General features: G+C 72.1%; 21 protein-coding genes and 1 pseudogene. 9 read left to right on the forward strand and 13 right to left on the reverse strand.

What is annotated here, in order from left to right:
• Window positions 1-59: 59 nt before the first annotated feature.
• From ACIPLC_RS30530 to ACIPLC_RS30560, 7 genes are all read right to left on the reverse strand, one after another.
• Window positions 60-851, reverse strand: a complete 792-nt coding sequence (locus ACIPLC_RS30530) for a hypothetical protein (protein ID WP_400476262.1) — start codon at window positions 849-851, stop codon at window positions 60-62.
• The gene (locus tag ACIPLC_RS30535) at window positions 848-1,750 is read right to left on the reverse strand and encodes an NAD(P)-binding domain-containing protein (RefSeq protein WP_400476263.1); all 903 of its coding nucleotides are present in this window, start codon (window positions 1,748-1,750) and stop codon (window positions 848-850) included. The genes ACIPLC_RS30530 and ACIPLC_RS30535 overlap by 4 nt, the downstream gene beginning before the upstream one ends.
• Window positions 1,747-2,931: a MalY/PatB family protein gene (locus tag ACIPLC_RS30540; RefSeq protein WP_400476264.1), complete on the reverse strand. Its 1,185-nt coding sequence runs from the start codon at window positions 2,929-2,931 to the stop codon at window positions 1,747-1,749. Before ACIPLC_RS30540 ends, ACIPLC_RS30535 begins: the two co-directional genes overlap by 4 nt.
• A 43-nt stretch (window positions 2,932-2,974) precedes the next feature.
• Entirely contained in the window at window positions 2,975-4,741 is a 1,767-nt protein-coding gene (locus ACIPLC_RS30545; protein WP_400476265.1) for a glycoside hydrolase family 36 protein, read from the reverse strand.
• Between the two features lie 90 nt (window positions 4,742-4,831).
• Window positions 4,832-5,626 (reverse strand): ABC transporter permease, encoded by a 795-nt coding sequence (locus ACIPLC_RS30550; protein WP_400476266.1) that lies wholly within the window; start codon window positions 5,624-5,626, stop codon window positions 4,832-4,834.
• On the reverse strand, window positions 5,623-6,429 hold the full coding sequence (locus ACIPLC_RS30555; RefSeq protein WP_400476267.1) for an ABC transporter permease: 807 nt from the start codon (window positions 6,427-6,429) through the stop codon (window positions 5,623-5,625). Before ACIPLC_RS30555 ends, ACIPLC_RS30550 begins: the two co-directional genes overlap by 4 nt.
• 5 nt (window positions 6,430-6,434) lie before the next feature.
• Complete coding sequence (locus ACIPLC_RS30560; RefSeq protein WP_400476268.1) at window positions 6,435-7,427, reverse strand: ATP-binding cassette domain-containing protein; 993 nt, start codon at window positions 7,425-7,427, stop codon at window positions 6,435-6,437.
• A 374-nt stretch (window positions 7,428-7,801) separates the two neighbouring features.
• Between ACIPLC_RS30560 and ACIPLC_RS30565 the strand changes: the two genes are divergently transcribed.
• A complete protein-coding gene (locus ACIPLC_RS30565) occupies window positions 7,802-8,497 on the forward strand; it encodes an alpha/beta hydrolase (RefSeq protein WP_400476269.1) in 696 nt (231 codons plus the stop codon).
• 401 nt (window positions 8,498-8,898) lie between these two features.
• Window positions 8,899-9,432, forward strand: a complete 534-nt coding sequence (locus ACIPLC_RS30570; protein WP_400476270.1) for a hypothetical protein — start codon at window positions 8,899-8,901, stop codon at window positions 9,430-9,432.
• Between the two features lie 168 nt (window positions 9,433-9,600).
• On the opposite strand, the gene ACIPLC_RS30575 is transcribed toward ACIPLC_RS30570, so the two are convergent.
• Together ACIPLC_RS30575 and ACIPLC_RS30580 are read right to left on the reverse strand one after the other, a co-directional pair.
• Window positions 9,601-10,500, reverse strand: a complete 900-nt coding sequence (locus ACIPLC_RS30575; protein WP_400476271.1) for a TIGR03619 family F420-dependent LLM class oxidoreductase — start codon at window positions 10,498-10,500, stop codon at window positions 9,601-9,603.
• Window positions 10,501-11,265: 765 nt separating this feature from the next.
• Entirely contained in the window at window positions 11,266-13,164 is a 1,899-nt protein-coding gene (locus ACIPLC_RS30580) for an RICIN domain-containing protein (RefSeq protein WP_400476272.1), read from the reverse strand.
• A 370-nt stretch (window positions 13,165-13,534) separates the two neighbouring features.
• Here ACIPLC_RS30580 and ACIPLC_RS30585 point away from each other — a divergent pair, with 370 nt between their 5' ends.
• Window positions 13,535-13,954, forward strand: a complete 420-nt coding sequence (locus tag ACIPLC_RS30585; RefSeq protein ID WP_400476273.1) for a peptidase inhibitor family I36 protein — start codon at window positions 13,535-13,537, stop codon at window positions 13,952-13,954.
• Between the two features lie 140 nt (window positions 13,955-14,094).
• Here ACIPLC_RS30585 and ACIPLC_RS30590 read toward each other — a convergent pair whose 3' ends face one another.
• Window positions 14,095-14,325: a hypothetical protein gene (locus ACIPLC_RS30590; RefSeq protein ID WP_400476274.1), complete on the reverse strand. Its 231-nt coding sequence runs from the start codon at window positions 14,323-14,325 to the stop codon at window positions 14,095-14,097.
• A 345-nt stretch (window positions 14,326-14,670) separates the two neighbouring features.
• Between ACIPLC_RS30590 and ACIPLC_RS30595 the strand changes: the two genes are divergently transcribed.
• The 5 genes and pseudogenes from ACIPLC_RS30595 to ACIPLC_RS30615 form a co-directional block, all read left to right on the forward strand.
• Window positions 14,671-15,903: a hypothetical protein gene (locus ACIPLC_RS30595; RefSeq protein WP_400476275.1), complete on the forward strand. Its 1,233-nt coding sequence runs from the start codon at window positions 14,671-14,673 to the stop codon at window positions 15,901-15,903.
• 44 nt (window positions 15,904-15,947) lie between these two features.
• Window positions 15,948-17,189, forward strand: coding sequence for a hypothetical protein (locus tag ACIPLC_RS30600; protein WP_400476276.1), 1,242 nt, complete (start codon window positions 15,948-15,950; stop codon window positions 17,187-17,189).
• A gap of 154 nt (window positions 17,190-17,343) precedes the next feature.
• Entirely contained in the window at window positions 17,344-17,718 is a 375-nt protein-coding gene (locus tag ACIPLC_RS30605) for a hypothetical protein (RefSeq protein ID WP_400476277.1), read from the forward strand.
• Window positions 17,719-18,147: 429 nt separating this feature from the next.
• A complete protein-coding gene (locus ACIPLC_RS30610; RefSeq protein WP_400476278.1) occupies window positions 18,148-20,322 on the forward strand; it encodes an SdrD B-like domain-containing protein in 2,175 nt (724 codons plus the stop codon).
• Between the two features lie 53 nt (window positions 20,323-20,375).
• Window positions 20,376-20,489, forward strand: a pseudogene (locus tag ACIPLC_RS30615) (hypothetical protein); the annotation flags it as partial.
• A gap of 44 nt (window positions 20,490-20,533) precedes the next feature.
• On the opposite strand, the gene ACIPLC_RS30620 reads toward ACIPLC_RS30615, so the two are convergent.
• Window positions 20,534-20,956 carry a hypothetical protein gene (locus tag ACIPLC_RS30620; protein WP_400476313.1) on the reverse strand — a complete coding sequence of 141 codons (423 nt, stop codon included), beginning with the start codon at window positions 20,954-20,956 and terminating at the stop codon, window positions 20,534-20,536.
• A 254-nt stretch (window positions 20,957-21,210) separates the two neighbouring features.
• On the opposite strand from ACIPLC_RS30620, the gene ACIPLC_RS30625 reads away from it, so the two are divergent.
• Window positions 21,211-21,642, forward strand: coding sequence for a helix-turn-helix domain-containing protein (locus ACIPLC_RS30625; RefSeq protein ID WP_400476279.1), 432 nt, complete (start codon window positions 21,211-21,213; stop codon window positions 21,640-21,642).
• Between the two features lie 119 nt (window positions 21,643-21,761).
• Here the strand turns inward: ACIPLC_RS30625 and ACIPLC_RS30630 are convergent, their stop codons facing one another.
• A complete protein-coding gene (locus ACIPLC_RS30630) occupies window positions 21,762-22,364 on the reverse strand; it encodes a ClpP family protease (RefSeq protein WP_400476280.1) in 603 nt (200 codons plus the stop codon).
• A 1-nt stretch (window position 22,365) separates the two neighbouring features.
• Window positions 22,366-23,004 (reverse strand): ATP-dependent Clp protease proteolytic subunit, encoded by a 639-nt coding sequence (locus tag ACIPLC_RS30635; RefSeq protein ID WP_400476281.1) that lies wholly within the window; start codon window positions 23,002-23,004, stop codon window positions 22,366-22,368.
• Between the last annotated feature and the right edge of the window lie 58 nt (window positions 23,005-23,062).

Here is a 23,062-nt window from a genome sequence, read left to right on the forward strand (position 1 = left end):
TCGGTTTCCATGGTCGGACTACGGGACTGCCGGCCAAGCCGGGATGCCGCGTGGATGGCTCATGACGGACGCGCACTCATCGCCGACTGCGCGAAGAGCAGGCCTTGGTTCTCCAGGAAGGTGAGGTTACGTACCGTCAGGAAGGTGGTGTCACGGGGTTCCGCAGCCGCGTCGCGATGCATGAACTCCCTTGAGGACGGGAGCAGTTCGGCCACGCGGAGCTCCACCAGCAGCGCGAGGGAGGATACACAGGCGTGGCGCTGCGCGTTCATCGAGGCGCCGGGCCGCCGGAGCGTCCCCAGGTCTCGCGACAGCGCCTCGGGCACGGCGCGGGCCGCCAGGTGCGGGTCACCCACGAGCCGGCGCAGCGCGAGAGACGCCTTCGTCAGATTCTCCTCCTGGCCGCTGACCCCTGATTTCGCGAGGTAGTAGGTGACCGGCTGGACGAGCCAGGGAAGGACCCGTTCCGGGGAGGTGTCCGGCACCGGTGCCGGCAGCCGCCGCAACCCGAGTGGATCGCAGACGAAGGGCTGCCGGGCCATGCTGGTGACGTAGGCCGCGTGCGGCACCTGAAGGTAGTTCGTCATCAGCGTGATGGCCGCGGTGCAGGTGACTCCGAAGCGGTTCGCCAGGTTCACGAGTCTGGGAGCCAGTTGGGCCCTGGCCAGGTCGACGTCGGCCGCCCGGGCTATGACGGGTACCAGGTCGAGGTCGGAGGTGATCTCCCCGGTCGCCGAGACCCGGTAGTCACCTCGCGCCATCGAGCCCGAGACCGCCACCGACATGCCCGTCACATCGGCGAACTCCCGTTCCAGCCAGGGCCGCAGCAGTCCGAGATCGGCAGCCTTCACCGGACCTGCCCTCCCGTGACCGCGGTGTAGTCGGCGCCGGGGCCGTGCAGCGCGGCGGCCCGGTCGAAAGCCTCACGCACCAGGGCGAGCAGTTCGTGGGACGGGCCCAGGACCTCCGCCGCCTGATCGAGATCCTTGACCATGTGCTGCACGGCGAAGTCCGGGTCGTCGTACCGACCGCTCAGCATCCGGTCGAGCTTGCTGGCACACACCGGCGCCATCCAGCCGTCCGATCTGACCACCTGTTCGGCGACCGTGAAGTCCTCCCCCAGCGACTCTCGCAGCACCGGTACGAACGCGGCCATGGAGTAGAGCAGGGAGGCCCCCCAGGCGTTGTAGACCAGCTTGAACCTGGTGGGGTGCCCGGGGGCGGAGAAGTCGTACCGCCTACGGGTGAAGGTCCGCAGCACCTGGTCGGCGCGTGGATCGGGAACGCCCTGGTAGACGAAGGCCGACAGCGTCCCGGCCGAGGCTCCGCTGCGGCTGCCGGTGACGGGCGACTCCGTGCCGACGCCACCCGCGGCGGTGATCTCCGCATGCCAGTGCTGTGCCCGGTCGAGGCTCAGGGTGGACATCTCGATGCAACCGGCCCCGCGCTCCGCGATCGCGCGCCGGGTCCGGGAGTCGGTCCAGAACGCACGGCTGCGCCGGTCCGACGCGAAGCAACCGAGGATGACGTCCGGCCGGAAGTCCTGCACCGACTCGGCATCGACCGACTCGACGCCCGGGAGGGGCGGCTCGACCTGGTGCCGGCTCGTCAGCCCGACCGAGAAGCCGGGCCGGGCGGCGAGGTGCGGCAGGATGCCCTGGGTCAACACCCCGTATCCCGCGACCAGTACGCGCATCTGCGCCGGCCCGCCCGCCCCGTGCGGGCGTCCGGCGACGCCACCGCCCGTCATGCCGTCTCCCCCGTCCGATCCGTCAGGCCGCCTCGGACGTGCGAAGGGTCCGCGCCGGACCCGCGGAGCTCCCGGAGGGACGCCGCCATGGCGGCCAGCGCCTCGGCCAGAACCGGCTCCTGGAGCGCGAAGTTGAGTCGTACGTGGCCAGGGCCGTCGAACTCGGCTCCGTCGGCGAGGTCCACTCCGGCCCGGCTCCGGAAGTAGGCGGCCGGATCGGCCAGGTCGAGTGCGGTGCAGTCCAGCCAGGCGAGATAGGTGGCCTCCGTCCGGGAGCCGCTGACGCCGGGCATGGCGCTCACCGCCTCGGCCACGGCGTCGCCGTTCGCCCTCAGCCGGAGCAGGGTCCGGGCCAGCCAGTCGTGCGAGTCCGGGTGGTCGTAGGCGGCGCAGGTCGCGGCGACTCCCAGCCGCGAGACCGATCGCAGGTAGAACGCCGCCACTCGCTGCCACACCGGCCCGTCCCCGGCTGCGGAGAAGATCAGTTGGGCGCATTTCAGGCCGGCGACGTTCCAGGCCTTCGACGCGGACGTGGCGGTGATCGTGTGGGCCGCCGTCCGTTCGTCGACCGCCGCGTAGGGGATGTGCGGCCGGCCGGAGAGATTGAGCGGTGCGTGGACTTCGTCGCTGAAGACCCTGGCCTGGTGGCGGGAGACGGCGTCGGCCAGGGCCGATAACTCCGGGCGCGAGAAGGACCGGCCGGTCGGGTTGTGCGGATGGCAGAGGACGACCAGCCGCGATCCGCCGGCCAGGGCCCGCTCGATGCCGTCGACGTCCATCCGGTGCCCGGCTCGCGTCTCCACTCCCGGGACGCGTACGACGGGATGGCCCAGGAGCTCCGGGACCGTGAGCAGGGGCCCGTAGGCCGGCGTGGGCACCACCACCGGGGCGCCGGTCGGCAGGAAATGGCGGAGCACCGCCGCGTAACCGCTCACGATGTCGCCCACGAAGCCCACCTGGGCGGGGTCGACCTCCCATGCGTACGACGTCCGCAGCCACCGTGCGGTCGATTCGCGGGCAGCCGTCAGCATCAGCGGATCGTTGTATCCCAGTACTCCGGCGGTGATCTCCCGGGTGACGGCCTCGCTCACCGGCGCGGCGGTACGGTAGGCCATTTCGGCGACCCACGCCCCGATGGTCTCGGGGTGTCTGGCGTTGAGAAGCAGTCTGTGAATACTCATCGTTCCCGTCCTTGCATCGGAGGTCGCTCAGGACGGCGCCTTGTCACAGGCCTGCCGTCAGGGTGAGGAGGCCGCCCGTCGGGACGTCGACGGTCGTCGATCCCGCTCCCAGACGAACGAGCCCGCTCCACACCGTGCGGCCGCGGGCGTCCTGGACGACCGCCTCGGCCCCGGCCTCCGGGCCACCGAGCAGGAGCACGGAGGCGGAGGCGTCCGCGTTGGCGACGAGCAGCCTCGACCAGCCGGCGGCAGGCACCTCGACCGGCAGCGGTGCGTAGCGCGCGACGACCACGCAGGCGCCGTCGTGGGCCCGGACGATCGGGTAGCACAGTTCAGGGCGCGACGGTTCCAGCGCCCCGAGTTGCAGGACGTCGGCGTGGCCGCGGAACACGCTGAGCCAGAAGGACAGCGCCTCCCGCTGCTCGACCGTCTGCGCGGCGAGGTCCACCGAGATCTGCGGCACGGAGAACAGCACGCTGATCAAGTGCACCCCGATCTGCTCGGGCGTCTCCGACGGATGCCACATCAGCATGTCGGAGTGCACCGCCAGCGGGCCGGCGATCAGCCGCAGGTCGAGCGTGCGCGTGCGGTTCAGTGTCGGGTTCAGCGGGCAGTCCGTCGCGCGGATCATCGTCGAGTAGGGCCACAGTCCGGGGCTGACGTAGGGCTGCCTGTTCTCCACCATGGCGGCGGGGTGGGCCGCGGCGAGCCGCTCGTGCACCTCGGCGAGCAGCAGCTGCACGCCCTCGGACACGACGGCGCAGTCGGCCTCCGGCCCGGGCGGGTGCGTCTCGTCCGCATCGCCGTCCCGTGCGGCGAACCAGTCGACGAAGTCGAACTTCACGCCGTCCATACCCCACTCGGCGACGCTGCGCGTCACCCGCCCGGCCAGGTGCTCCCGGACGACCGGATAGCGGGGATCGACCACCCCCGCGTCGAGGAAGTCGACCCGGCGCAGCAGGTACGGTTCGAGTTCCTTCCAGGCCGCGCTGTCGCGGCCGACGATCGGAAGCGCGTACCAGAGCAGGTACGCCATCCCCAGCCCGTGCACGCGTTCCACGTGCGCGGCGGTGTCGGGAAGGGACAGCGGTTCCCAGTCGCCGCAGTGTCCGTACCCTCGTGCGCGGTCCGCGGTCATCCAGCCGTCGTCGACGATGACGACCTCGCAGCCCAACTCCTTCGCGAGCGCCGCCTGCGTCTCGACCCGCTCCGGGGCGACGTCCTGGTGCATCGAGTACCAGGTCGAATACGCGGGCATCCGGGCGATGTCCGGGATCCGGTACGTCTCGCCGCCGCCCCACCACGCCGCTACGTCGGCCAGACATCGCGCGAAGTGCCGACCGGAGGTGTCGATCCGCACCGTGAGCGCGCCGGAGGCCTGCACCGAGCAGTGGAAGTCACCGGTCTCCTCGACGACCCCGGCTCCGAGGAGCGCGTCGATCTGGGATGCGGCGAAGGTGCACAGACCGGTGTCCCCGCTGCCGACGAGGGAGGCCACCGGGGCGCCCTTCGGCAACGAGGCGGGCCTGGGCGGCGACCACGCCGCCGGAATCCAGTGCGCGCCGGACGTCAGCGGAGTCCACAGCGCGGTCGCCCGGGTGCAGGGCACCAGCCAGGACACGCGCACGTCGCGGCCGGCGGTGCCGGAGCCGTCGCCGTCCTCATGGGTCAGCGTCACCTCGATGACACCGTCGTCGAGCGTGCGGACCACGGGTGTTCCGCCCACGACCTCGAGTTCGAGGCCACCGGCGCCGACGCGCCGACGCGTCCCGGCGAGCTTTCTTGCGTGCGGTTCCCAGACTTCGTCCATGGCGGACGGTTCTCCTCTCAGATCGGGCCCGCCGAGGGGGCCGGTGTCAGCTAGTGCCTGACGCGGCACTAGCGGACGGAGCGGTCGGTATCAGCCCCCGGCGCTCTCGTATCGGGCCAACTTCCGGTTCCACCACCGCAGCGCCGCCAGGAACAGCAGAAGGCTGACCGCCGGTGCGGCGGCCGCGACCCACCCCGGCACGGGCAGTGCGGTCATGTGCCCGGTGAGCACGGCGGCGGGCAGGTAGGCGGCGAAAGCCACCGGCAGCAGGAAGGTGAAGGCAGCGCGAGCCGCGTCCGGCAGGATGTGCAGCGGATACGAACCGAAGGTCGCCATGAGCTCCTCGGCCCAGTCCTGCCACAGCTTGGCGCCCGGGGAGCGGAGCGTGCACCCGCTGAGGAAGGTCTGCACGGCCGCCTCCAGCAGCATCGCGCCGACGATCGCGCAGATCAGGTAGCCGACGCGCCAGGGAGTCCAGTCGACCGTGAGGTGGGCCAGGGCGGTGGCGGTGAGCACCGCCGCGACGATCAGGTCACCGATGACCGGCACGTGGAAGAAGGAGAACAGCACTTGGCGATAGACCGGCAGCGGGCGGAGCAGGAGCGCGTCGATGGTGCCGGTCCGCGCCAGACGCGGGACCAGCCGCAGTCCGACGAAGAACGCCACCGCCAGCGCGTGGCCGCTCATCCGGATCGCGACGATGAGCAGCACGTCCCCTTGTGCCCACCCGCCCATCCCCGGGAACCGCGTGATCAGCACGGTGGCGAAGACGACGACGGCGACCTGGGTCACCGCGCCGACGGCGATCCGCGAGAGGAAGTCGACACGGTTCGCGGCGGAGGCCCTGACGGACATCGTGACGAGGCGAAAGGTGAGCACGCTCATCCTCCTTGGACGATGACGCGTCGTCCGGCCCGGGTCCAGAGCCGGTGCAGCACCGCGGACAGCAGCAGGCACCAGAGCAGTTGCACCACGAGGTCACGCGCCGCCGACCCGGCCGGGATCCGGCCGACGTAGATGGATACGGGGATGTGGAACGAGCTCTGGAAGGGCAGCCACGAGCTGAGGGTCCGGAACCAGCCGGGGAAGAACCACAGCGGGGCGATGGCGCCGGCGAACAGGCTCTGCGCGAAGCCGATGATGCCGATCACGCCGGTGTTGTCGACCAGCCAGAAGGTGGCGACGTCGGTGATGGCCAGCAGGTGGTAGAGCACGACCTGGCCGAGGAGCAGCGACAGGAGGAAGACCCAGAAGGCCGCGGCCGAGGCGGGCTTCTGGACCACGCCGAGGAGAAGGCAGACGAGGTAGCCGGCCGTCGCCCAGGCGAAGCCGTACGCCTGGTCGCCGATCGCGCGCAGCCGGTGGTAGGCCCGGGGCTCGATCGGGCGGAGGAACCAGTAGGAGATGCTCCCTTCGCGGACGTGCTGGGCGACGGTGTCCTCGGCGACCGACCGGTCCGGGCCCCGCAGCCGGGTGTAGAGCACGCCGAGGACCGCGTAGGTGAGTGCCTGCGCCTCGCTGAGCCCCGAGTTCGTCGGCGATGCGCTGTACAGGGCGCGCCACAGACACCACATGAGGAAGATCTGCAGAGCCAGTTGGACGGCGATCGCCGTGACGCGCCCCGGTTGTGAGACTTCGTAGCGCGCGGAGATCCGGGCCACTCGCCAACGGCGGGTGGCGGCTGTCATGGCCGTCATCGGGCCGCCGGAAGCGTGCGCCGCTGGTAGACGGTGGCCATGATGTCCTCCAGATCGTCGGAGCGCACCTCAAGGTTCCGCACGACGTCGAGCTCGGTCAGCAGGCGGATGAGCCTGCGCTGCTCGTCGGGGTCGTCACCGCCGAAGACCAGCGCGGGGCCCTCCTTGGCGAGGAATCCCGGGACGCCCCGCAGCTCGGCGTCGTCGTCGACCACGACCCGGATCTGCCATCCGCTGCCGTAGTCCTGCTGGAGTTCGGCAAGGCCGCCGTCGTAGACGACGCGCCCGTGGTTGATCAGCACGACCCGTTCGGCGAGCCGCGACACCTCGCTCATGTCGTGAGTGGTGAGGACGATCGTGCGGCCGCGTTCGGTGACCTGGTAGCGCAGGAACTCCCGGACCTGTTCCTTGACCACGGCGTCCATGCCGATGGTCGGTTCGTCGAGGAAGACGATCGGCGGGTCGTGCAGCAGTGCGGCGGCCAGGTCGGCGCGGACCCGCTGCCCGAGCGACATGTGCCGGGGGCTGCGGTTCCAGAAGGCGCTCAGCTCCAGCAGTCCGTCGAGTTCGGCCAGACGCCGGGCGTGATCGGCGGACGGCGTCTTGAAGATGTCGCGCAGGACCGAGAACGACTCCGTGGCCGGGAGGTCCCACCACAGCTGCGTGCGCTGGCCGAAGACCGCGCCGATGTGGTGGGCGTTGGCGATCCGGTCCCGGTACGGGATCCGCCCGGCGATCCGGGCCTCACCCGCGGTGGGGGTCAGGATCCCCGACAGGATCTTGATGGTGGTGGACTTCCCGGCTCCGTTCGGTCCGAGCAGCGCGATCAGCTCGCCCTCGTCGACCGTGAACGAGACGTCCTCGACCGCGACGATCTCGGCATGCTCAGGGGCGATCAGGGATCGGACCGTGCCTTTGAACCCCGGTTGGCGGACAGCCGGCGTGAAGACCTTCTTGAGGCCACGGGCCTCAATCGCTGCATTGCTCATGACCGTCCTCGATGCGGCGGGGCGATGGGTCGGCGGGTCGGCCATCCGGCCCGGTCACCGCGACGGCGACGACAGGCCGAGCAAAAATTTGAACGTTCAAATCGTGCGGACGGTCTGTGCCGGTCCGTCTTTCGCCATTCAACCTAGGCCACCAGTGCCATGTCACACAAGATCCGTGATCGGTACGGGCCGCCGACGAGGCGGGCGCGCGGGCCACCTCCCCGGAGGGTCACTTCCATCACTTCGGTCACTTCTGTCACTCCGGTCACTTCGATCACTGAACGGCGAGCCTGCGCCCTTCGACGACGGGCGGGCGACGCAACACTATGAGCATGGGGGGCAGTTGAGACCGACCTGGAAATGTGGAGGCGGCGATGAGAGTCGTGTTCGTGCACGGGGCGTGCGTGCGGGACGGATCGTGGTGGTGGCACCGCACCGCCGAGCTGTTGCAGGAGCGGGGGGTGCCGAGCGTGGCCCCGGCGCTGCCGAGCTGCGGCGAGGCCGGCCTGCCCGGCGGCGTCGGCGGTCCGGGACTGCCCGAGGACGTCGCCGCGGTGCGGCAGGTGCTGCGGGCCGGCGACGAGCCGACCGTCGTCGTCGCCCACAGCTACGGCGGTGTCGTCACCGCGGAGGCCGCTGCGGGCATCGGGTCGGTGCGCCACCTGCTGCTGGTCTCCAGCTACCTGCCCGAGGTGGGGCAGAGCCTGTCGGAGTTCGGGGACGGCAGCCTTGCCCCGTTCCTCGACGTCGACCCCGACGCCGGCACGTTCGGGGTCCGCCCCGAGCTGCTCGTGGACACGTTCCTTCAGGACTGCGACCCCGAGGTCCAGGCGCAGGCGGCGGACCACCTCGCCCGGCAGAGCGTGCGGGTGACCGGGCAACCGGTCGGGGCGGCCGCATGGCAGCAGTTGCCCTCGACCTACCTCGTCTGCGCCCAGGACCGGGGCACCCCGCCGCAGTTGCAACGCGAGTTCGCCCGCCGCGCCGACGACGTCGTCGAACTCGACACCGGCCACCACCCGTTCCTGTCCCGGCCTGCCGCGGTCCGGGACCTGCTGCTGAACCTTTGACGCCTTTGACGGCAACCACGGTCGGATACGCCTACGGCAGCTGAACGGGAACGGGGCTCTCGGCCCCCAGGCGCGAATCCGGTGAACCCGCGGGTCTCCGCCCCCCCCTGCGGCCGTCAGAGACCCGCGGGTTCGAACTCTCCGTCCCTCAGGCACCCGCGCACCCTCCCGACACCACGCCGCTCACCGGCCTCGGACACCGCCGGGCCGGTACGGCGTTGCGCACCAACTGTCGTGCTGTCATCCTCAGTTGGCCAGATCGGTCCCGGCGTCGGGCAAGCCTTCCGCCGTGCGCGTGGCCCGCGCACCGTCGAGGTGGGGGCGGCGGGGCGCAAGCAGCAGCGGGGGCGGCGGTCGCGGTGCGTGCGCGGGGAGGCGGCGTGTGGCGTGTGGCGGTGCGTGTGGCGGTGCGTATGGCGGCGGGGATGCTGGCGGTGGCGCTCCTGACCGGGGCGGGGTCGCTGGCCTGGTGGCTGAGCGCGGAGCGGATGGGCGCGGCCATGGGGCTGGGACCGCCGGACGGCATGGTGCTGGTGGAACGCTGTTACGAGGTGTCCGACAGCGAGGGCGCCAGCGACGGCACCGACTGCCAGGGGCGGTTCACGCCGGCCGGCGCCTCCGCGGACGAGAGCCGCGCAGTCGTGGTGAGTGGCACGACCGGCAGGCACCGGGCCGGCACCCGGCTCCCGGTGCGGCTGGTGCGCGGCGTGGCCTACGAGCGGTCGTCGGCGCCCGCCATGAAGTACGGCATCGGTGCGGGCATGATCCTCGTACTGGGCGCCGTGCCGGCCGGCTGGCTGCTGGTCGGCGTCCGGCGCGGTGCGGTCCCGGAGGGCATGACCCTGGTGGTCGGCCTCCTCATCGGGCTCGCGGCCGTGGCGGCCCTGGGCATCGTTGTCGGTCTGCTCGCAGGCCTCGTCGAACTGGCGCTCTGAGCGGGGCCCGTCACGACGGGGTGGCCGGTGCCCGGCTGATGCCCGGTACGCCGAAGGGCTGCCGCACCGTGTCCGTAGTCGCGGCACAGCCCGCACGGGTCCCGCTCCGGTGCCTCGGCAGCGGCACCGCGGCAACGGCACCTCGGCAACCGCACCGCGGCGGCGGCCTCACCCCCCGAGCGGCAACCTCTCCGCGATGCGGGCGAGGTGGTCGAGGTGTCCGCTGCCGCGGTACCCGGCGTGCATGGGATCGACGACCAGGTGGGTGGCGCCCGCGCGGGCCCACTGCCGGGCCCTGCCCTCGATCCCGTCGAGGCCGTACCGGAGTTCGACCGCGCCCTCCAGTCCGATGTCGGAGGCCCGGCGGCCGGCCCGCTCGGCGGCGGCGACGATCCGCTCGGTCTTGCGGAGGACGCCCGGCTCGAACTCGCCGCCGTGGTACCAGCCGTCGGCGATCCGGCCGATGCGGTCCAGCACGACGTCGCTCCACCCGCCCATCCACACGGGGATCGGTTGCTGCAACGGCCTCGGCGCCAGGCCCACACCGACCACCCGGTCGAACTCGCCGTCGATCTCGACGGTCCGGCGGGTCCACAGGGCCCGGAGGATCGACACCTGTTCCTCGATCCGTCGGCCACGCGTCCGGAAGTCGGCCCCCATCGCCTCGTACTCGACCGGGTTCCACCCCACACCGACCCCCAGTCGCAGCCGGCCACCGGTGAGGATGTCGGCCTCGGCGGCCTGCTTGGCGACGAGCGCCGTCTGCCGCTGCGGGCAGACCAGCACGCCGGTCGAGAACCCGAGGTCCGGGCAGAGGGCCGCGAGGTGGGCGATGGTCGTCAGCGGCTCGTGGAACTCGGTGTGCACGGAGTAGGACGCCGCCGTCCGTCGTGCGGCGTCGGGGAACCCGGCGCCGTAGTCGGGCCGGGCGACCGGGTCCACCCCCACGACGTGGTCGTTCACCGCGATGTAGGAGAAGCCGGCCCCGGCCGCCCGCAGGGCCCAGTCACGCAGGACCGCGCGATCCGAACCGATCTCCTGCGAGGGGAACCTGATGCCTGTGATCATGGAATCCACCGAACCTTTCACCATCGAGACGGTTCGCGCGCACCGCCGCGGGAGCGCGAGCGGCGCTGCCGGACCGCCGGCCTGATCAATCACCGTGGACTGCGGCCCGCAGCCGGTCGGGGCCGGGACCGGACGTACGCGCGCCGCCCTGTGCTGGCCCGGTGAGTAGCGAACCGGTTCCGCCCGAGGGCACCGCCGTCGAGCTGACGCGGGCCATGACGCGGCTGCGGGCGCGGCTGCGCAGCGAGGCCCCGATCGACGACCTGCCGTGGAACTGGTCGCACCTGACCACCCTGCACCGGATCATGGCGGACGGCCCGGTGACCGCGAGCTCGCTCGCTGCACCGGGCCGCAGAGATCATGAACCGCCTGGCGGACTCCGCGCTCTAGCATCGCGGGCTCCCGGCCACGCCGGGTTCGGCGAGGTCCGCGGCGCCGAGGGCTCCGACCGGCTGCCGCGCGGTACCGGTGTCGTCCAGGACGGGCACGATACGGCTCCTTCCTCCGGCGCCCCTGCGACGGAACTGACCCCATCGCGGAGGCCCTCACTCAGATAGGCAGGCCACCTGTCAAATGTTAGCAGGCAGCCTGCCTATATGCGACGGTATTCGGGTTCGGGTTCGGGGCCGGGTTCGGGGCCGGGTTCGGGGCCGGGTTCGGGGCCGGGTTCGGGACACGGTCCGTGGCCGAGCGGACCGCAGGCGAGTGCGTCCATCAGCCGACCGGTCCACACGCGGTGTCGGCGGCGGGTGGAACGGGTTTCGCCTACCGGCGTGGGCCGTAGTCCCAGTAGTGGTCCGGGTAGTCCCCGCACGGGTACTGCATCAGGGGAGCCTGCGGGGCGTTGCTGCGGTAGGAGACGGCGAGGCACTGGCGGCTGTTGCCGTTGACGAAACGGATGCCGCGCGGCCACTTCTCGATCCTCCAGGACTGCCCGGGGCTGTTCGTGCACGCCGACTGGACGACCTGGGCGGCGGCCTCGGTGCTGGAATCCCGGACGGAGAGGCACAGGGCGCTGTTGTAGCTGACGATCCGGTAGTAGGTGTCGCCTTCGGCGTCCGTGTGGGTCTTCTGGGTCTCCCAGAAGTGGTCGGGGTAGTCGCCGCAGGGGAATTGCTGGACTTGCTGGCCTTCCTCCCGGCTGCCGCCGGTCGTGGCCACGCACTGCAGGCTGTAGCCGTTCTTGATCGCCACCGATCCCGCCGGCGGGGCCATCGGGGTTCCGCCGAGGCGGCCGAGTACCGGGGGGTCCGTCACCGGCTTCGGCCCTGATGCGGATGGCGCCGGCGACGACGTGGGCCTGTCGCTCCCGTTCGAAGGTGAGGGGGCTGCGGGTTCCGGCGGGGCGCCGGCTGCTGCGGTCCGGGCCGCCGTACCGGACGGTGCGGGCACCGCCGGTGCGGGTGCTACCGGTGGGGGCGTGGCCGGTACGGCCTCCGTCCCAACGGACTGCGGAGGCGTACCGCTCGGCGAGGGAGAGGCCGACAGGGTGGTCGGCATGCCACTGGGGGCCGGAGCCGAGGGGCCGTCTCCCCCCGGAGAGGGGGAGCCGACGATCGCACCGGCCTCCGGCCCGACACGGGTGCCGGCCGCTTGGGGGACCGTATCGAGGGCGGCGGGCGCCGGGCCCAGGTGCATGCCCACCAGCACACCGGCCAACACCAGCACCCCGGCCAACACCGCCGCCCCCATGGCCGCGCCGGTTCCGGTCGTACGGCGCCGCGCACCGACGGGCCCGCCACGGGGCGGGCCGACGAACACCGGGCCGGGCGCAAGCGGGCCGTACGCAGGCGGGCCGGTCAGGCGATTGTCCGCGGCCCGGACCAGCTCACCCCGGACAATCCCGGGGCCGACCGTGGCGGGGGCCATCCGGCCCACCTCCCGGCACTGGTCGGCCAAGGCCGCTCGCACCTCCACGAGATCGGCGCCCAAACGCCGTAGCACCGGCAGGTGTGCCTGCACCCCGTCGACCACCGCCAGCTCGGACCCCGGCTCCCGCCCGCCACCCGCCCGGGACTGCGTCCACTCCTGGCCGGCCAGGAGCCCGATGGCATCCTGCTCCCGCTCCGCCGTCCGTTGCGCCTCGCACGCGCTCTGCCTGATGCGCCGCACCTCGGCCAGGCAACGCGTCGCCTCCCGCAGCCGGGCCCGCCGCAGCTCCGTCGCACCCCCGTCGCCCGCCTGCCCTGAAGCGGGGCTCGTTTCGTCCTCCGCGCCGGCGCCCAGTTCACCCCGCAGCTCGGCCACGATCTCCACCAGCACACGGATCAACTCCTCCGCCTGCGCGACGCCCGCCTCGGCCTGCCGCTGCGCCTGCCGGGCCAGGTCCAGCGCCTGCTGCGCGGCCGAGCGTTCCGCTGCGGGCGGCCGCAGCCCCCCGGCTGCCCGGGTTGCTTGTTCGTGCAGGTGGGCAGCGCGCGCCAGCAGCACCGTCCGGGCCCGTGGGTCCGCCACCTGGTCGTGGACCAGCCGCTGGAGCCAGTGCCACGGGATGTCCTTCTCCGCGGAGCGGTACGCGCTCCAACTGGTCTTGCCGACGGGGTAGCGGCGAGCGAGCTCGCGGACAGTGATCCCGGAGGTCACCTCCCGTACGAACCGGGCCAGCGCGTCCGCCTGCTCGGTCTCCCCCTTGAGCCGCCCCTGCGGACGTCCAGCACCAGCCACCCCGTGCCCCCTCGTCTTGCGTCTTGTCCGCGGCCAAACCGGATTGTCCGCCGCCCACCTGGCCCTCGATCAACCTCTTGTAGCTGGACAATCAAACAGGCCGCACTGTGGAGTCTCCACCGGTTCTTCGGACAACTTGTCGGGGCCCGCGACACAGCCGTCCCTGCGTACGAACACGACCGGCCGCCACACCGGGAAGCCGCTCCGGCCACACCGCGAACAGCGCGGCGCTACGGGGAGAGATGAGCGCCGATGGTCGGGCGCATTAGTGGAACCGTTCGGCAAGGGCCAAGGGCCCCTCACAAATTGCCCAGAACGCTACGTGTGGAAAGCATTTCAGACCGCAAGATCGACAAGAAAGAGGAAGCAAATGCGCAAGCAATTCGCCCTGGCCGCGGCCAGTGCCATCCTGATGACCGCGTCTGCGGCTGGCACCGCCTCGGCCCAGGCGGCAGACGGCGAGGGGAGCGGCGGTCCTGCCGTGATCCACCCGATCGCCGTCAGCAGCGAGTCCCTGGCGACGGTGTGGGACAACTGCATGCACGGCCAGGCGTGCCTGTTCTCGGACACCAACGGCGGTGGCCAGATCTGGGTGGTTCCCAGCGCCGGACGCTGGACGCTTGCCGACTTCGGCATGGACTACAGGACAAGCGCCTTCTGGAACAGGAGTGGCGGCACCCTGAGCCTGTTCGAAGGCAACAACTACCTGATCGGCTCCGGCCCCTACGGCCCGCCGGTGAACGTCCCGTGGGGAATCAACGACAAGGCAACCGTCGTCACGGTCTTCTAGGGGCTAGTGGCCGTAGGCGGTCAGCCGGCTCCCGACAGGCTGGCCGGCGCGGTCGTTGTGCCAGATCGCGCAGGTCAACGCGAGGACACGTTGCGGGAAGCGGCCCATCACACCGTCCTGGGTACGAACCCTGGTGACGGTCAAGGTCGATCTGGGCCTTGAAGCTGGTCGACGGACTCGATGATCTGCCGAAACGGCTCGAACAGCGCGAATCCGGCCCGCAAGGGCTCGCTCTTGCGGGCCGGACCAAGCAACTGCACTCCCCACTCGACGAGCTCATGCTCGAAGACTCGGCCGTAGTACTGCCGGTCACCGATCAGCGCCTGCCCCGGCCGGCGCCAAGGCGACGGGCAGCCCTGCGGGGTGCGCACCAGGTGCAGGCGCAGACCCCAGAAGACCCGGGAGCAGCTGGCGCAGTAGCCGCACTCGGCCCAGCCGGTCAGGTCCGAGCGCTTGACGCTCTCCCGGGAACACCCGCACTCCACCGGCGTGGAATCGACGCCCCGCGCGGTGTCACGGGCGAGCAGGCGGTTGACCCCATGAGATCAGCAGTCATCCGGGGGCGCGGATCCGGCCGCCCGGGGGGCCAGCCTGTCGGCGGACCAGCGACGACCGGGACGCGTCCGCCCCCTGACCGCACACCCGGCCGGATCCACAACTGATGACACATCAATTTTCTTGATCTACCGAATCATTGACGAGACGGGAGTTCCCGGATGACTGGTTCACGCATCCTTCGCCCGGCAGCGGCCCTGGCCACCGCCGCGACGGCCGCCACCGTGCTGCTCGGCCCGGCACCCACCGCGGCGGCCGACCCCGCCCTGCCGACCCCGTACCTCCTGCCGACCCCGCACCTCCTGCCGCTCCCGCCGAACGCCGCCGGGACCAGCACCCTGGCGGCCCTGAACAACGCGGGCGACGTCCTCGGGGAGTGCTACCTGAACGCCCCCAACCAGTTCGCCCCGCGCGCCCTGCGCTGGAACGCCCACCACCTCGGCTACACCGCCCTGGAGCCGTTGCCCGGCGAGGCCGGCACCCGCCCGGGCGCCATGAACGCGTCGGGCGTCGCGGTCGGGGTCTCCTTCGGAACGGTGACCGACAACCACCCGGTCCGCTGGGCGGCGGACGGCACCCCGACCGCGTTGGAACTGCCGGCCGGAGCCCGCGGCGGCGGCGCGTACGGGATCAACGACGCCGGTGTCGTGAGCGGTTACTCGTACGACGCGGTCTTCCGCTCCGTGCCCGTGAAGTGGCGGGCCGACGGCACCAGGGTCGCCCTGCCGCTGCTGGACGACGACGACACCGGGTCGACCACGTTCATCAACGACGCGGGCTACGTCCTCGGCTGGTCCGAGCGGCGCCTCAGCGGCGAACCCCGGACACGTACGGTGATCTGGAGCCCGTCGGGCGACGTGACCGCGCTCCCGCTCCCCCCGGGGATCGCCGCGGCCGGGGCCCGCGGGATCACCGACGCCGGCCTGATCCTCGGCGCCGGGCAACGCGAGGGGAGCACCGACGTCGACCGGGTGGTGGTCTGGGCGGCGGACGGCACCGTCCGGGACATCGGCTACGGCAGGCCGAGCTCCGTCAACAGTGCGAACACCATCGCCGGGGCGGCGTTCGACGCCGCCCACTCCCAGCACGCCGCGCGCTGGGGCCCGGACGGCACCCAGACCCTGCTGAGCGGCCCGGCGGGCAAGCAGAGCACGGCCACCGGGATCAACGACGTGGGCACCACCGTCGGCTTCGCGGAGGGTCCGGACTGGCAGCACAGCACGGCACTGCTGTGGAGGCACGACGGGACGGCCGTGTCGCTCCCGCCCTCCCCGCTCAGCCCGTACGCCCAGGCCTCCCTCGTCAACGACGCCGGGGTGATCGCCGGACACGCCATCCAGCCCGGCGTGGCCGGCCAGCCGACGCTACCGCGCGCGATGGTCTGGAAGCGCTGATGGCCGCGACCCGCAGTCGCCCCGACGAGACAGGAGCCTTCCGGATGCCCCGTTCACGCACCCCTCGCCTCGCAGCCCTCGCCGCCGCCGCAACGGCCGTCGCCCTGCTTCTCGGCCCAGCGCCCTTGGCGGCGGCCGACCAGGGCGTGCGGTCGCAGTCGCTGCCGGCCCCTCAGCTCCTTCCGGTCCCGCAGTTCCTTCCGATCCCGCCGGACGCCGTCTCCAGCATGGTGTGGGGCCTGAACCGCGATGGTGCCGTCGTCGGGGAGTACTACCCGAACGCTCCCGCCCAGGCCGCCCCGCGGGCCATCCGCTGGCACCCCGACCACCTCGGCTACACCACCCTGGCGCCGCTGCCCGGCGACCAGTCCAGCCGCCCTCACGGGTTCAACGACGCCGACACCGTAGTCGGAGTCTCCTTCCAGACACTGTCCGACAACCACCCGGTCCGCTGGGCCCCTGACGGCACCCCGACGGCGCTGGAACTGCCGCCCGGGGTCCGCGGCGGCGGCGCGCAGGGGATCAACAACGCCGGCGTCGTGATCGGCGGCGCGTACGACTGGAACTACCGTCCCACACCGCTGAAGTGGCAGCCCGACGGCACCAGGGTCGCCCTGCCGCTCCTGCCCGGCGACGACAGCGGATCGACCTCTTCCGTCAACAACGCGGGCATCATCGCCGGCACGTCCGAGCGGCGTCTCAGCGGCGACAGCCAGGAACATCCGGTGCTCTGGAGCCCGACGGGCGCCGTGACCGCGCTCCCGCTCCCCACAGGAATCGCCGGAGCCCGGGTGGACGAGATGACCGACGGCGGCGTGGTGCTCGGACACGGGAGGAAGGCCGGAAGCGCGGAGTTCGACCGAGTGCTGGTCTGGGCACCCGACGGCACCGTCCGCGACGCCGGCTACGGCCGGACGAGGGCCGTCAACGACGCGGGCACCGCCGTCGGGGCGGCATTCGATGCCACCCACTCCCAGCACGCCGCGCGCTGGGACCCGGACGGCACCCAGACCCTGCTGGGCGACCCGGCGGGCAAGCAGAGCGAGGCCATGGCGGTCAACGGCACGGGCACCGCGGTCGGCGAAGCACAGGGCCCGGACTGGACCCGCAGCACGGCGCTGCTGTGGAAGCCCGACGGAACGGCCGTCCCGCTCCCGCCGTCCCCGCTCAGCCCGTACGCCCAGGCCGGCTTCATCAACGACGACGGAGTGATCGCCGGGAACGCCGTCGAGCTCGACGCGGCCGGCCAGCCGGTGGCGGGACACGCCGTCGTCTGGGGGCCCTGACGCCGGACCGCCCGGCACCGCGCAACCGCCGTAGGGAGACTGCGGGGCCCTGTCACCGAAGGTCTGGCACCGTGACGCACCGGCGGATAATGGCCAGGGCCGCGGGCCAGCAGGCGCTGGCGGCCTCGATCGCAATGGAGAGGGCAGAGGGCGGATGACCTTGAAGGAAGGCCGGCGCGTCAGGTTGGTCGAGGACCTCGGGATCGGTGAGGCGGTCGCCGGGGAGCCCGGGTTCGTCGCCGGGTTCCTCTCGCTGGGATCCGGGATGGAGGGCACCGTCGAGCGGGTGGACGGGGAACTCCCGGAGAGTCATGACGTTCGCGAGTACCAGCGACTCAAAGCGCTGTTCGAGGACTACGGGCACACCATGCCGGTGGCGAGCCGCGAGCGCCTGGAGGCGGAGATCGCCGCGCTGGAGCCGCAGTGGACCGCGCACCGGGAACGGGGGAACCGGGTGACGGTCCGGGTCCGGCTGGACAACGGCTTCGTCCTCGACGGGGCGCACCAGGACATCCTGACTCCCCTGTGAGGGAGGACGTCCCGCATCGGCTTCGACACGGCGCTCGGCTGTCACCTCCGCTTCTGAACCACCTACGCGGCTGAACCGGTCCCGACCGGATCGGGACTACGGACCGCCCGGCGTGGAGTCGACGCTCCGATCCCGCCCGCCGCGGCCACCGGCCCGGCGGCCACCCTGCTGGGCCCGTCCGACTCCGCCGGCGTGACGGTGACCGGGTTCCCGCTGCCGGGATCCGGGCGGCCCCGGGCATCGGGATCACTCCGGCGGTATACGAACTTGTGCGTCCCCATTCGAACTCGATGCGATTTTCCGCCCTTCACGTGTCACACACACAAGTGAATGCGCCCCGAAATCAGGACGTGGACGACCGGTTGTCGCTCTCCTGGGAGTCCTGCCCGGACCGGGCAGCTGTCCGCCGACCATGAGAGTGGGGATCAGGTGGGGACGAGAAGGAGAAGGAAGGGCGCCGCGCGGGCCGCGGTGCTCGCCGCCGCGCTGTGCGGGGGCGGGGCGCTGTCGGCGCCGGCGGCGTTCTCGCAGACGGAGGACGGGGCGGTGACGGTCCGGGTGATCCGGGCCGTGGACTCCTCCGGGGTGTGGACCCCCGCGCTGGAGCCGGGACTGGCGGGCGTGAAGGTGACGCTCACCGGTGAGGCGCGGGCCCGCGTCGAGGGCACCACCGGGGCCGACGGGACGGTGACGCTGACCCCGCCGCGGAGCCGGGAGCACAGCGGCAAGTACCGGGTGCAGGTGGTGAACCCGAAGCCGGGCGTGCTGTTCCCGGCGTTCGCCTCGCGGCAGGGGCTGGACGGCGCGCCGAACCAGCTGAGCTCCAACGAGGAGTTCGTCGACCTCTCCGGCGGCAAGGACGTCTCGTACACCACCGGGCTGTGGTACCCGGGGGACTACTGCCAGAAGAACGCGCCGCTGGTGACGGCCTGCCAGAACACCACCTGGGGAGGCGGTGCGCAGCGCACGCTGGTGTCGTTCCCGTACAGCGCGCGCGGCCAGGACGGCGTGGACGTCAACGCCACGGACCTCGCCACCGACGCGCAGACGGGCACGCTCTACGGCATCGCGTGGAACAAGGCCGACCGGCGGGTGTTCTCCTCGGCGGCGGCCAAGCGCACCACGGACTACGGTCCGGGCGGCGCCGGCGGCATCTACGTGACCGACCTGGCGCAGCAGCGGACCACGCTGTTCGCCACCGTCCCGGACGCCGGCAGCACGGTGCACGGGCCGGGGACGGACGACGCGTTCCTCGTCGCACCGGGCAGGGAGAGCCTCGGCGGGCTCAAGGTGACGAACGACGGCAGGGACCTGTTCGTCGTCAACCTCAACACCCGCGAGCTGTACCGCTACGACGCGACCGCGCCGACGGCCGCCGAACCGCGGGGCGTCTACCCGATCCCGGACCCGGGCTGCCCCTCGGCCGGAGACTGGCGGCCGTTCGGCCTGGGCCTCCAGGACCGCGTCGGCTACCTCGGCGGTGTCTGCTCGGGCGAGTCGACGGGCAAGGCCTCGGACCTGCGGGCGATCGTGCTGCCGTTCGACCTGGCCACCGGCCGGTTCCACCAGGCCGTGCTGGACCAGCCGCTGGACTACCCGCGCCAGTCGACCGTCGGCTCGGGCCCGTGCGACGGCGCGGGCTGGTTCCCGTGGACGAACACCTACCCGACCTCGCAGAACGGCCAGACCTGCTCGGGCTACCGCGCCCAGCCGGAGCCGGAGCTGGGCGAGGTCGGCTTCGAGACGGACGGCTCGATGCTGCTGGCCTTCCGCGACCGCTTCGCCGACCGGGCGACGGGCCAGTCGGCGTCGGGCGCCGCGGTGGGCGAGGTGCTGTCGGGCGGTGACCTCAACAAGGCCTGCCCGACCGGCGGCACCTACGTGATGGACACCAACACCGGCTGCGGGCTCTCGCCCCGGGGCACCCGCTTCTTCGACACCAGCCGGATGGGCGTCCACCACAACGCGGCCTACGCCGGGATGGCGCTGTCCAAGGTCGAGAACACCATCGGGATCTCCGGGTTCGACCCCAACAGCACGGCCTTCGGCTACGGCACGTCGTTCGTCCAGCGGGACGGCAAGGAGGACCCGGGGTTCGGCCTGCGGCTCAACCCGGCGAACGTGCCCGCGCCGTTCGGCAAGGGTGCCTCGATGGGCGACCTGGAGGTGCTCTGCGACCAGGCGCCGCTGCAGATCGGCAACCGGGTCTGGTACGACTCCGAGCACAAGGGCATCCAGAAGCCGGGCCAGCGCCCGGTGGAGGGCGCCACCGTCCACCTGTACGACGGGCCGGGGAAGCTCGTCGGCACGGCGAGGACGACGGCGCGCGGCGAGTACTACTTCGACGACTCGAACGTGGACGGCGGGCTCAAGCCGCACACCAAGTACACGATCCGGCTGGACAACCCCGCCGACTACGCCCAGGGCGGCCCGCTGTACCAGTGGGTGCCCACCAGGCACGACGTCGGCGACAACCCGTTCATCAACTCCAAGGGCATCGTCCCGCCGGGCGGAACGTACGCCGAGCGGGAACTGACCACCGGCGGGCCGGGCGAGGACGACCACACCCTCGACTTCGGCTTCCGGCCGCAGGAGGGCCGCTGACCCTGGTCAAGCACGACCAGGACGGCAGGCCGCTGGCCGGGGCGACGTTCCAGCTGTGGCGCAGGACCGGCGGGCCGGGCTGGCTGCAGACCACCGGCGAGCACAAGGACACGCCGATCGGTGTTCCCTGCACCACCGGGGCCGACGGCATCTGCCGGACCGTCGTCGGGCCGGGGACGTACTACTGGGTGGAGCTCAGCCCGCCCGACGGCTACGCGGCGCCGGACGTGACGGTCTTCGGGCCGCTGGTGCTCACCTGCGAGAACCTGGACGACGGGATCACGGTGACGGTCGTCAACCGGCTGCTCCCGACGGCCGGTTCGGGAGCGGCCCCGCCGTCGCCGCCGAATGCGGCCCCGACCCCGCCGCCGACCCCGTCGTCGTCCTCGCCGACGGCGTCGCCGTCGCCGAGCGACTCGCCGCCGCCGGCGCGGAACGCCTGGCCCTCCTGGCCCGACGCGACGCCCGGCGGCACGCTGCCGACCACCGGGGCGGGCACCGTGCTGCCGCTCGGCGTGGCCGGTGCGGCGGCGCTGCTGGGTGCGGGCGGCGTACTGGTCGTGGTCGCGCGCAGGCGCGGAGCACGGCACGCGTAGGAGAACCCGGCCGGGCCCGTGGCGAGTTCGACGGCCACGGGCCCGGCCTCCGGTCACCGCCCGATCGGTGCGTCGGCGCTCGCGGGCTGACACCGTCCCGGCGGCGACCGGGGTGCCCGGCCGGGACGGCGGCCGCTGTGCGACGGAAGCGGGCAGGTCGTGCTCCCGCCCGTCGAGGAACGCGAGGAACGCGAGGAACACGGAGGAGCGCGAGCAGGACGGCCCGCACGACTTCACCCAGGGCAGAACGCCGCTCCCTTCCCCCCGCGCCCTGGATCCCTAGGCTGAAGGGGTGAGCACTCATGCGCCGAACGAAGCCCGCGTCATCCCCCTGCGCCCGCACGCCTCGTCGCCCGGTTCCGGTGGGGCGACCCGCGTCCCGCAGCGACCGGCGGGAGCACCGACGGCGCCCGCGCCGAGGGAACCCCTGTGGCGCGACCTCGTCGGCGACGCGCTGCGACGCGAACGGCTCGCCCAGGAGCGCACGCTGAAGGACGTCGCGGAGGCGGCCCGGATCTCGATGCCGTACCTGTCGGAGCTGGAGCGCGGGCTCAAGGAGGCCTCCTCCGAGGTGCTCGCGGCCGCCGCCCGGGCCCTGGGCCTCGGCCTCGCCGACCTGCTCTCGCTCGCCCAGGACGAACTGACCCGGCACGCCCGGAGCGAGGTCGGCCGGAGCCGTACGTCGCCCACGGCGCAGTACGACGGCCTCTGCCTCGCCGCCTGATCTGGCCTGATCTGATCTGGCCAGGCCAGGCCAGGCCAGGCCAGGCCGAAGGACGGTACGACGGGGCACACCACCGCCGTACCGTCCTGCTCGCGGGCCTTCGGCCACCGCCGTGCGGGTCAGACGAACGCGAGCCGTCGGCTCAGCACCTCGTCGGCGAGCCCGTAGGCGACGGCCTCCTCGGCGGTGAGCACCTTCTCCCGGTCCATGTCCGCGCGCAGCGTCGCCACGTCGTGATGCGTGTGCCGGGACAGGATCTCCTCCACCTGCGAGCGGATGCGGACCACCTCCTTGGCCGCGAGGCTGAGGTCGGAGACCGTCCCCTGCCGGCCGCCGCTGGCCGGCTGGCCGAGCAGCACCCGCGCGTGCTGGAGCACGAACCGTCGCCCCGGGTCTCCGCCGGCCAGCAGCACCGCCGCCGTCGACGCCGCCTGACCGACGCAGAACGTGGAGATCGGTGCCTGCACGAACGTCATCGTGTCGTAGATCGCCATCAGCGAAGTGAACGATCCACCAGGCGAGTTGAGATAGATCGAGATCTCGCGCTCCGGGTTCTCCGACTCCAGGTGCAGGAGTTGCGCGATGACCACGTTGGCGACCCCGTCGTCGATCTCGGTGCCGAGGAAGACGATCCGCTCGTTCAGCAGTCGGCTGAAGACGTCGTAGGACCGCTCGCCCTGCGCGGTCCGCTCGATGACGTAGGGAACCGTGTACGACCCCATGTCACAACCCCATCCGTCGGCGCGACGCGGCCGGTCGGACGTCGGCGACCGACTCCACCACCCGGTCCACGATCCCGTACTCCCTGGCCTGCTCGGCCGTGAACCAGCGGTCCCGGTCGCCGTCCCGCGCGATCGTCTCCTCGCTCTGCCCGGTGTGCTCGGCGGTGATCCGCTCGATGGCCCTCTTGGTGAACTGGAGGTTCTCCGCCTGGATCTCGATGTCCGCGGCGGTGCCACCGATGCCCGCCGAGGGCTGGTGCATCATGATCCGCGCGTTCGGCAGCGCGAGCCGCTTGCCGGGCGCCCCCACGGTGACCAGGAACTGGCCCATGCTGGCGGCGAACCCCATCGCCAGCGTCGAGACGTCGTTCGGGATGAGCCGCATGGTGTCGTAGACGGCGAGACCCGCGGTGACCGACCCACCGGGGCTGTTGACGTACAGGCTGATGTCGGTGCGCGGGTCCTCCGCCGACAGCAGGAGCAGTTGCGCGCACACCCGGTTGGCCGACACGTCGTCGACCTGCGTGCCGAGGAGGACGATCCGCTGGGCGAGCAGCTGTGCCGCGAGATGGTCGTCGAAGCGGCTGGGCGGTGTGCCGCCCTCCTCCGCACGGGGCGCGAGCGTGGCGAGGGGAGTCATCCGGTCTCCTTGTCGAGTTGTCGAGGCGGGGATGCCGTCGACTCCACTCTTGACCCCG

It is taken from the genome of Kitasatospora sp. NPDC086801 (assembly GCF_044745805.1).
GTDB lineage: Bacteria > Actinomycetota > Actinomycetes > Streptomycetales > Streptomycetaceae > Kitasatospora.

Excerpts from the sequence above, each read along its gene's own strand:
- ACIPLC_RS30535 (WP_400476263.1), bottom strand. The coding sequence starts at position 1,750 with ATGACGGGCGGTGGCGTCGCCGGACGCCCGCACGGGGCGGGCGGGCCG.
- ACIPLC_RS30540 (WP_400476264.1), bottom strand. The coding sequence starts at position 2,931 with ATGAGTATTCACAGACTGCTTCTCAACGCCAGACACCCCGAGACCATC.
- ACIPLC_RS30545 (WP_400476265.1), bottom strand. The coding sequence starts at position 4,741 with ATGGACGAAGTCTGGGAACCGCACGCAAGAAAGCTCGCCGGGACGCGT.
- ACIPLC_RS30550 (WP_400476266.1), bottom strand. The coding sequence starts at position 5,626 with ATGAGCGTGCTCACCTTTCGCCTCGTCACGATGTCCGTCAGGGCCTCC.
- ACIPLC_RS30555 (WP_400476267.1), bottom strand. The coding sequence starts at position 6,429 with ATGACAGCCGCCACCCGCCGTTGGCGAGTGGCCCGGATCTCCGCGCGC.
- ACIPLC_RS30560 (WP_400476268.1), bottom strand. The coding sequence starts at position 7,427 with ATGAGCAATGCAGCGATTGAGGCCCGTGGCCTCAAGAAGGTCTTCACG.
- ACIPLC_RS30565 (WP_400476269.1), top strand. The coding sequence starts at position 7,802 with ATGAGAGTCGTGTTCGTGCACGGGGCGTGCGTGCGGGACGGATCGTGG.
- ACIPLC_RS30575 (WP_400476271.1), bottom strand. The coding sequence starts at position 10,500 with ATGATCACAGGCATCAGGTTCCCCTCGCAGGAGATCGGTTCGGATCGC.
- ACIPLC_RS30585 (WP_400476273.1), top strand. The coding sequence starts at position 13,535 with ATGCGCAAGCAATTCGCCCTGGCCGCGGCCAGTGCCATCCTGATGACC.
- ACIPLC_RS30595 (WP_400476275.1), top strand. The coding sequence starts at position 14,671 with ATGACTGGTTCACGCATCCTTCGCCCGGCAGCGGCCCTGGCCACCGCC.
- ACIPLC_RS30600 (WP_400476276.1), top strand. The coding sequence starts at position 15,948 with ATGCCCCGTTCACGCACCCCTCGCCTCGCAGCCCTCGCCGCCGCCGCA.
- ACIPLC_RS30605 (WP_400476277.1), top strand. The coding sequence starts at position 17,344 with ATGACCTTGAAGGAAGGCCGGCGCGTCAGGTTGGTCGAGGACCTCGGG.
- ACIPLC_RS30630 (WP_400476280.1), bottom strand. The coding sequence starts at position 22,364 with ATGGGGTCGTACACGGTTCCCTACGTCATCGAGCGGACCGCGCAGGGC.
- ACIPLC_RS30635 (WP_400476281.1), bottom strand. The coding sequence starts at position 23,004 with ATGACTCCCCTCGCCACGCTCGCGCCCCGTGCGGAGGAGGGCGGCACA.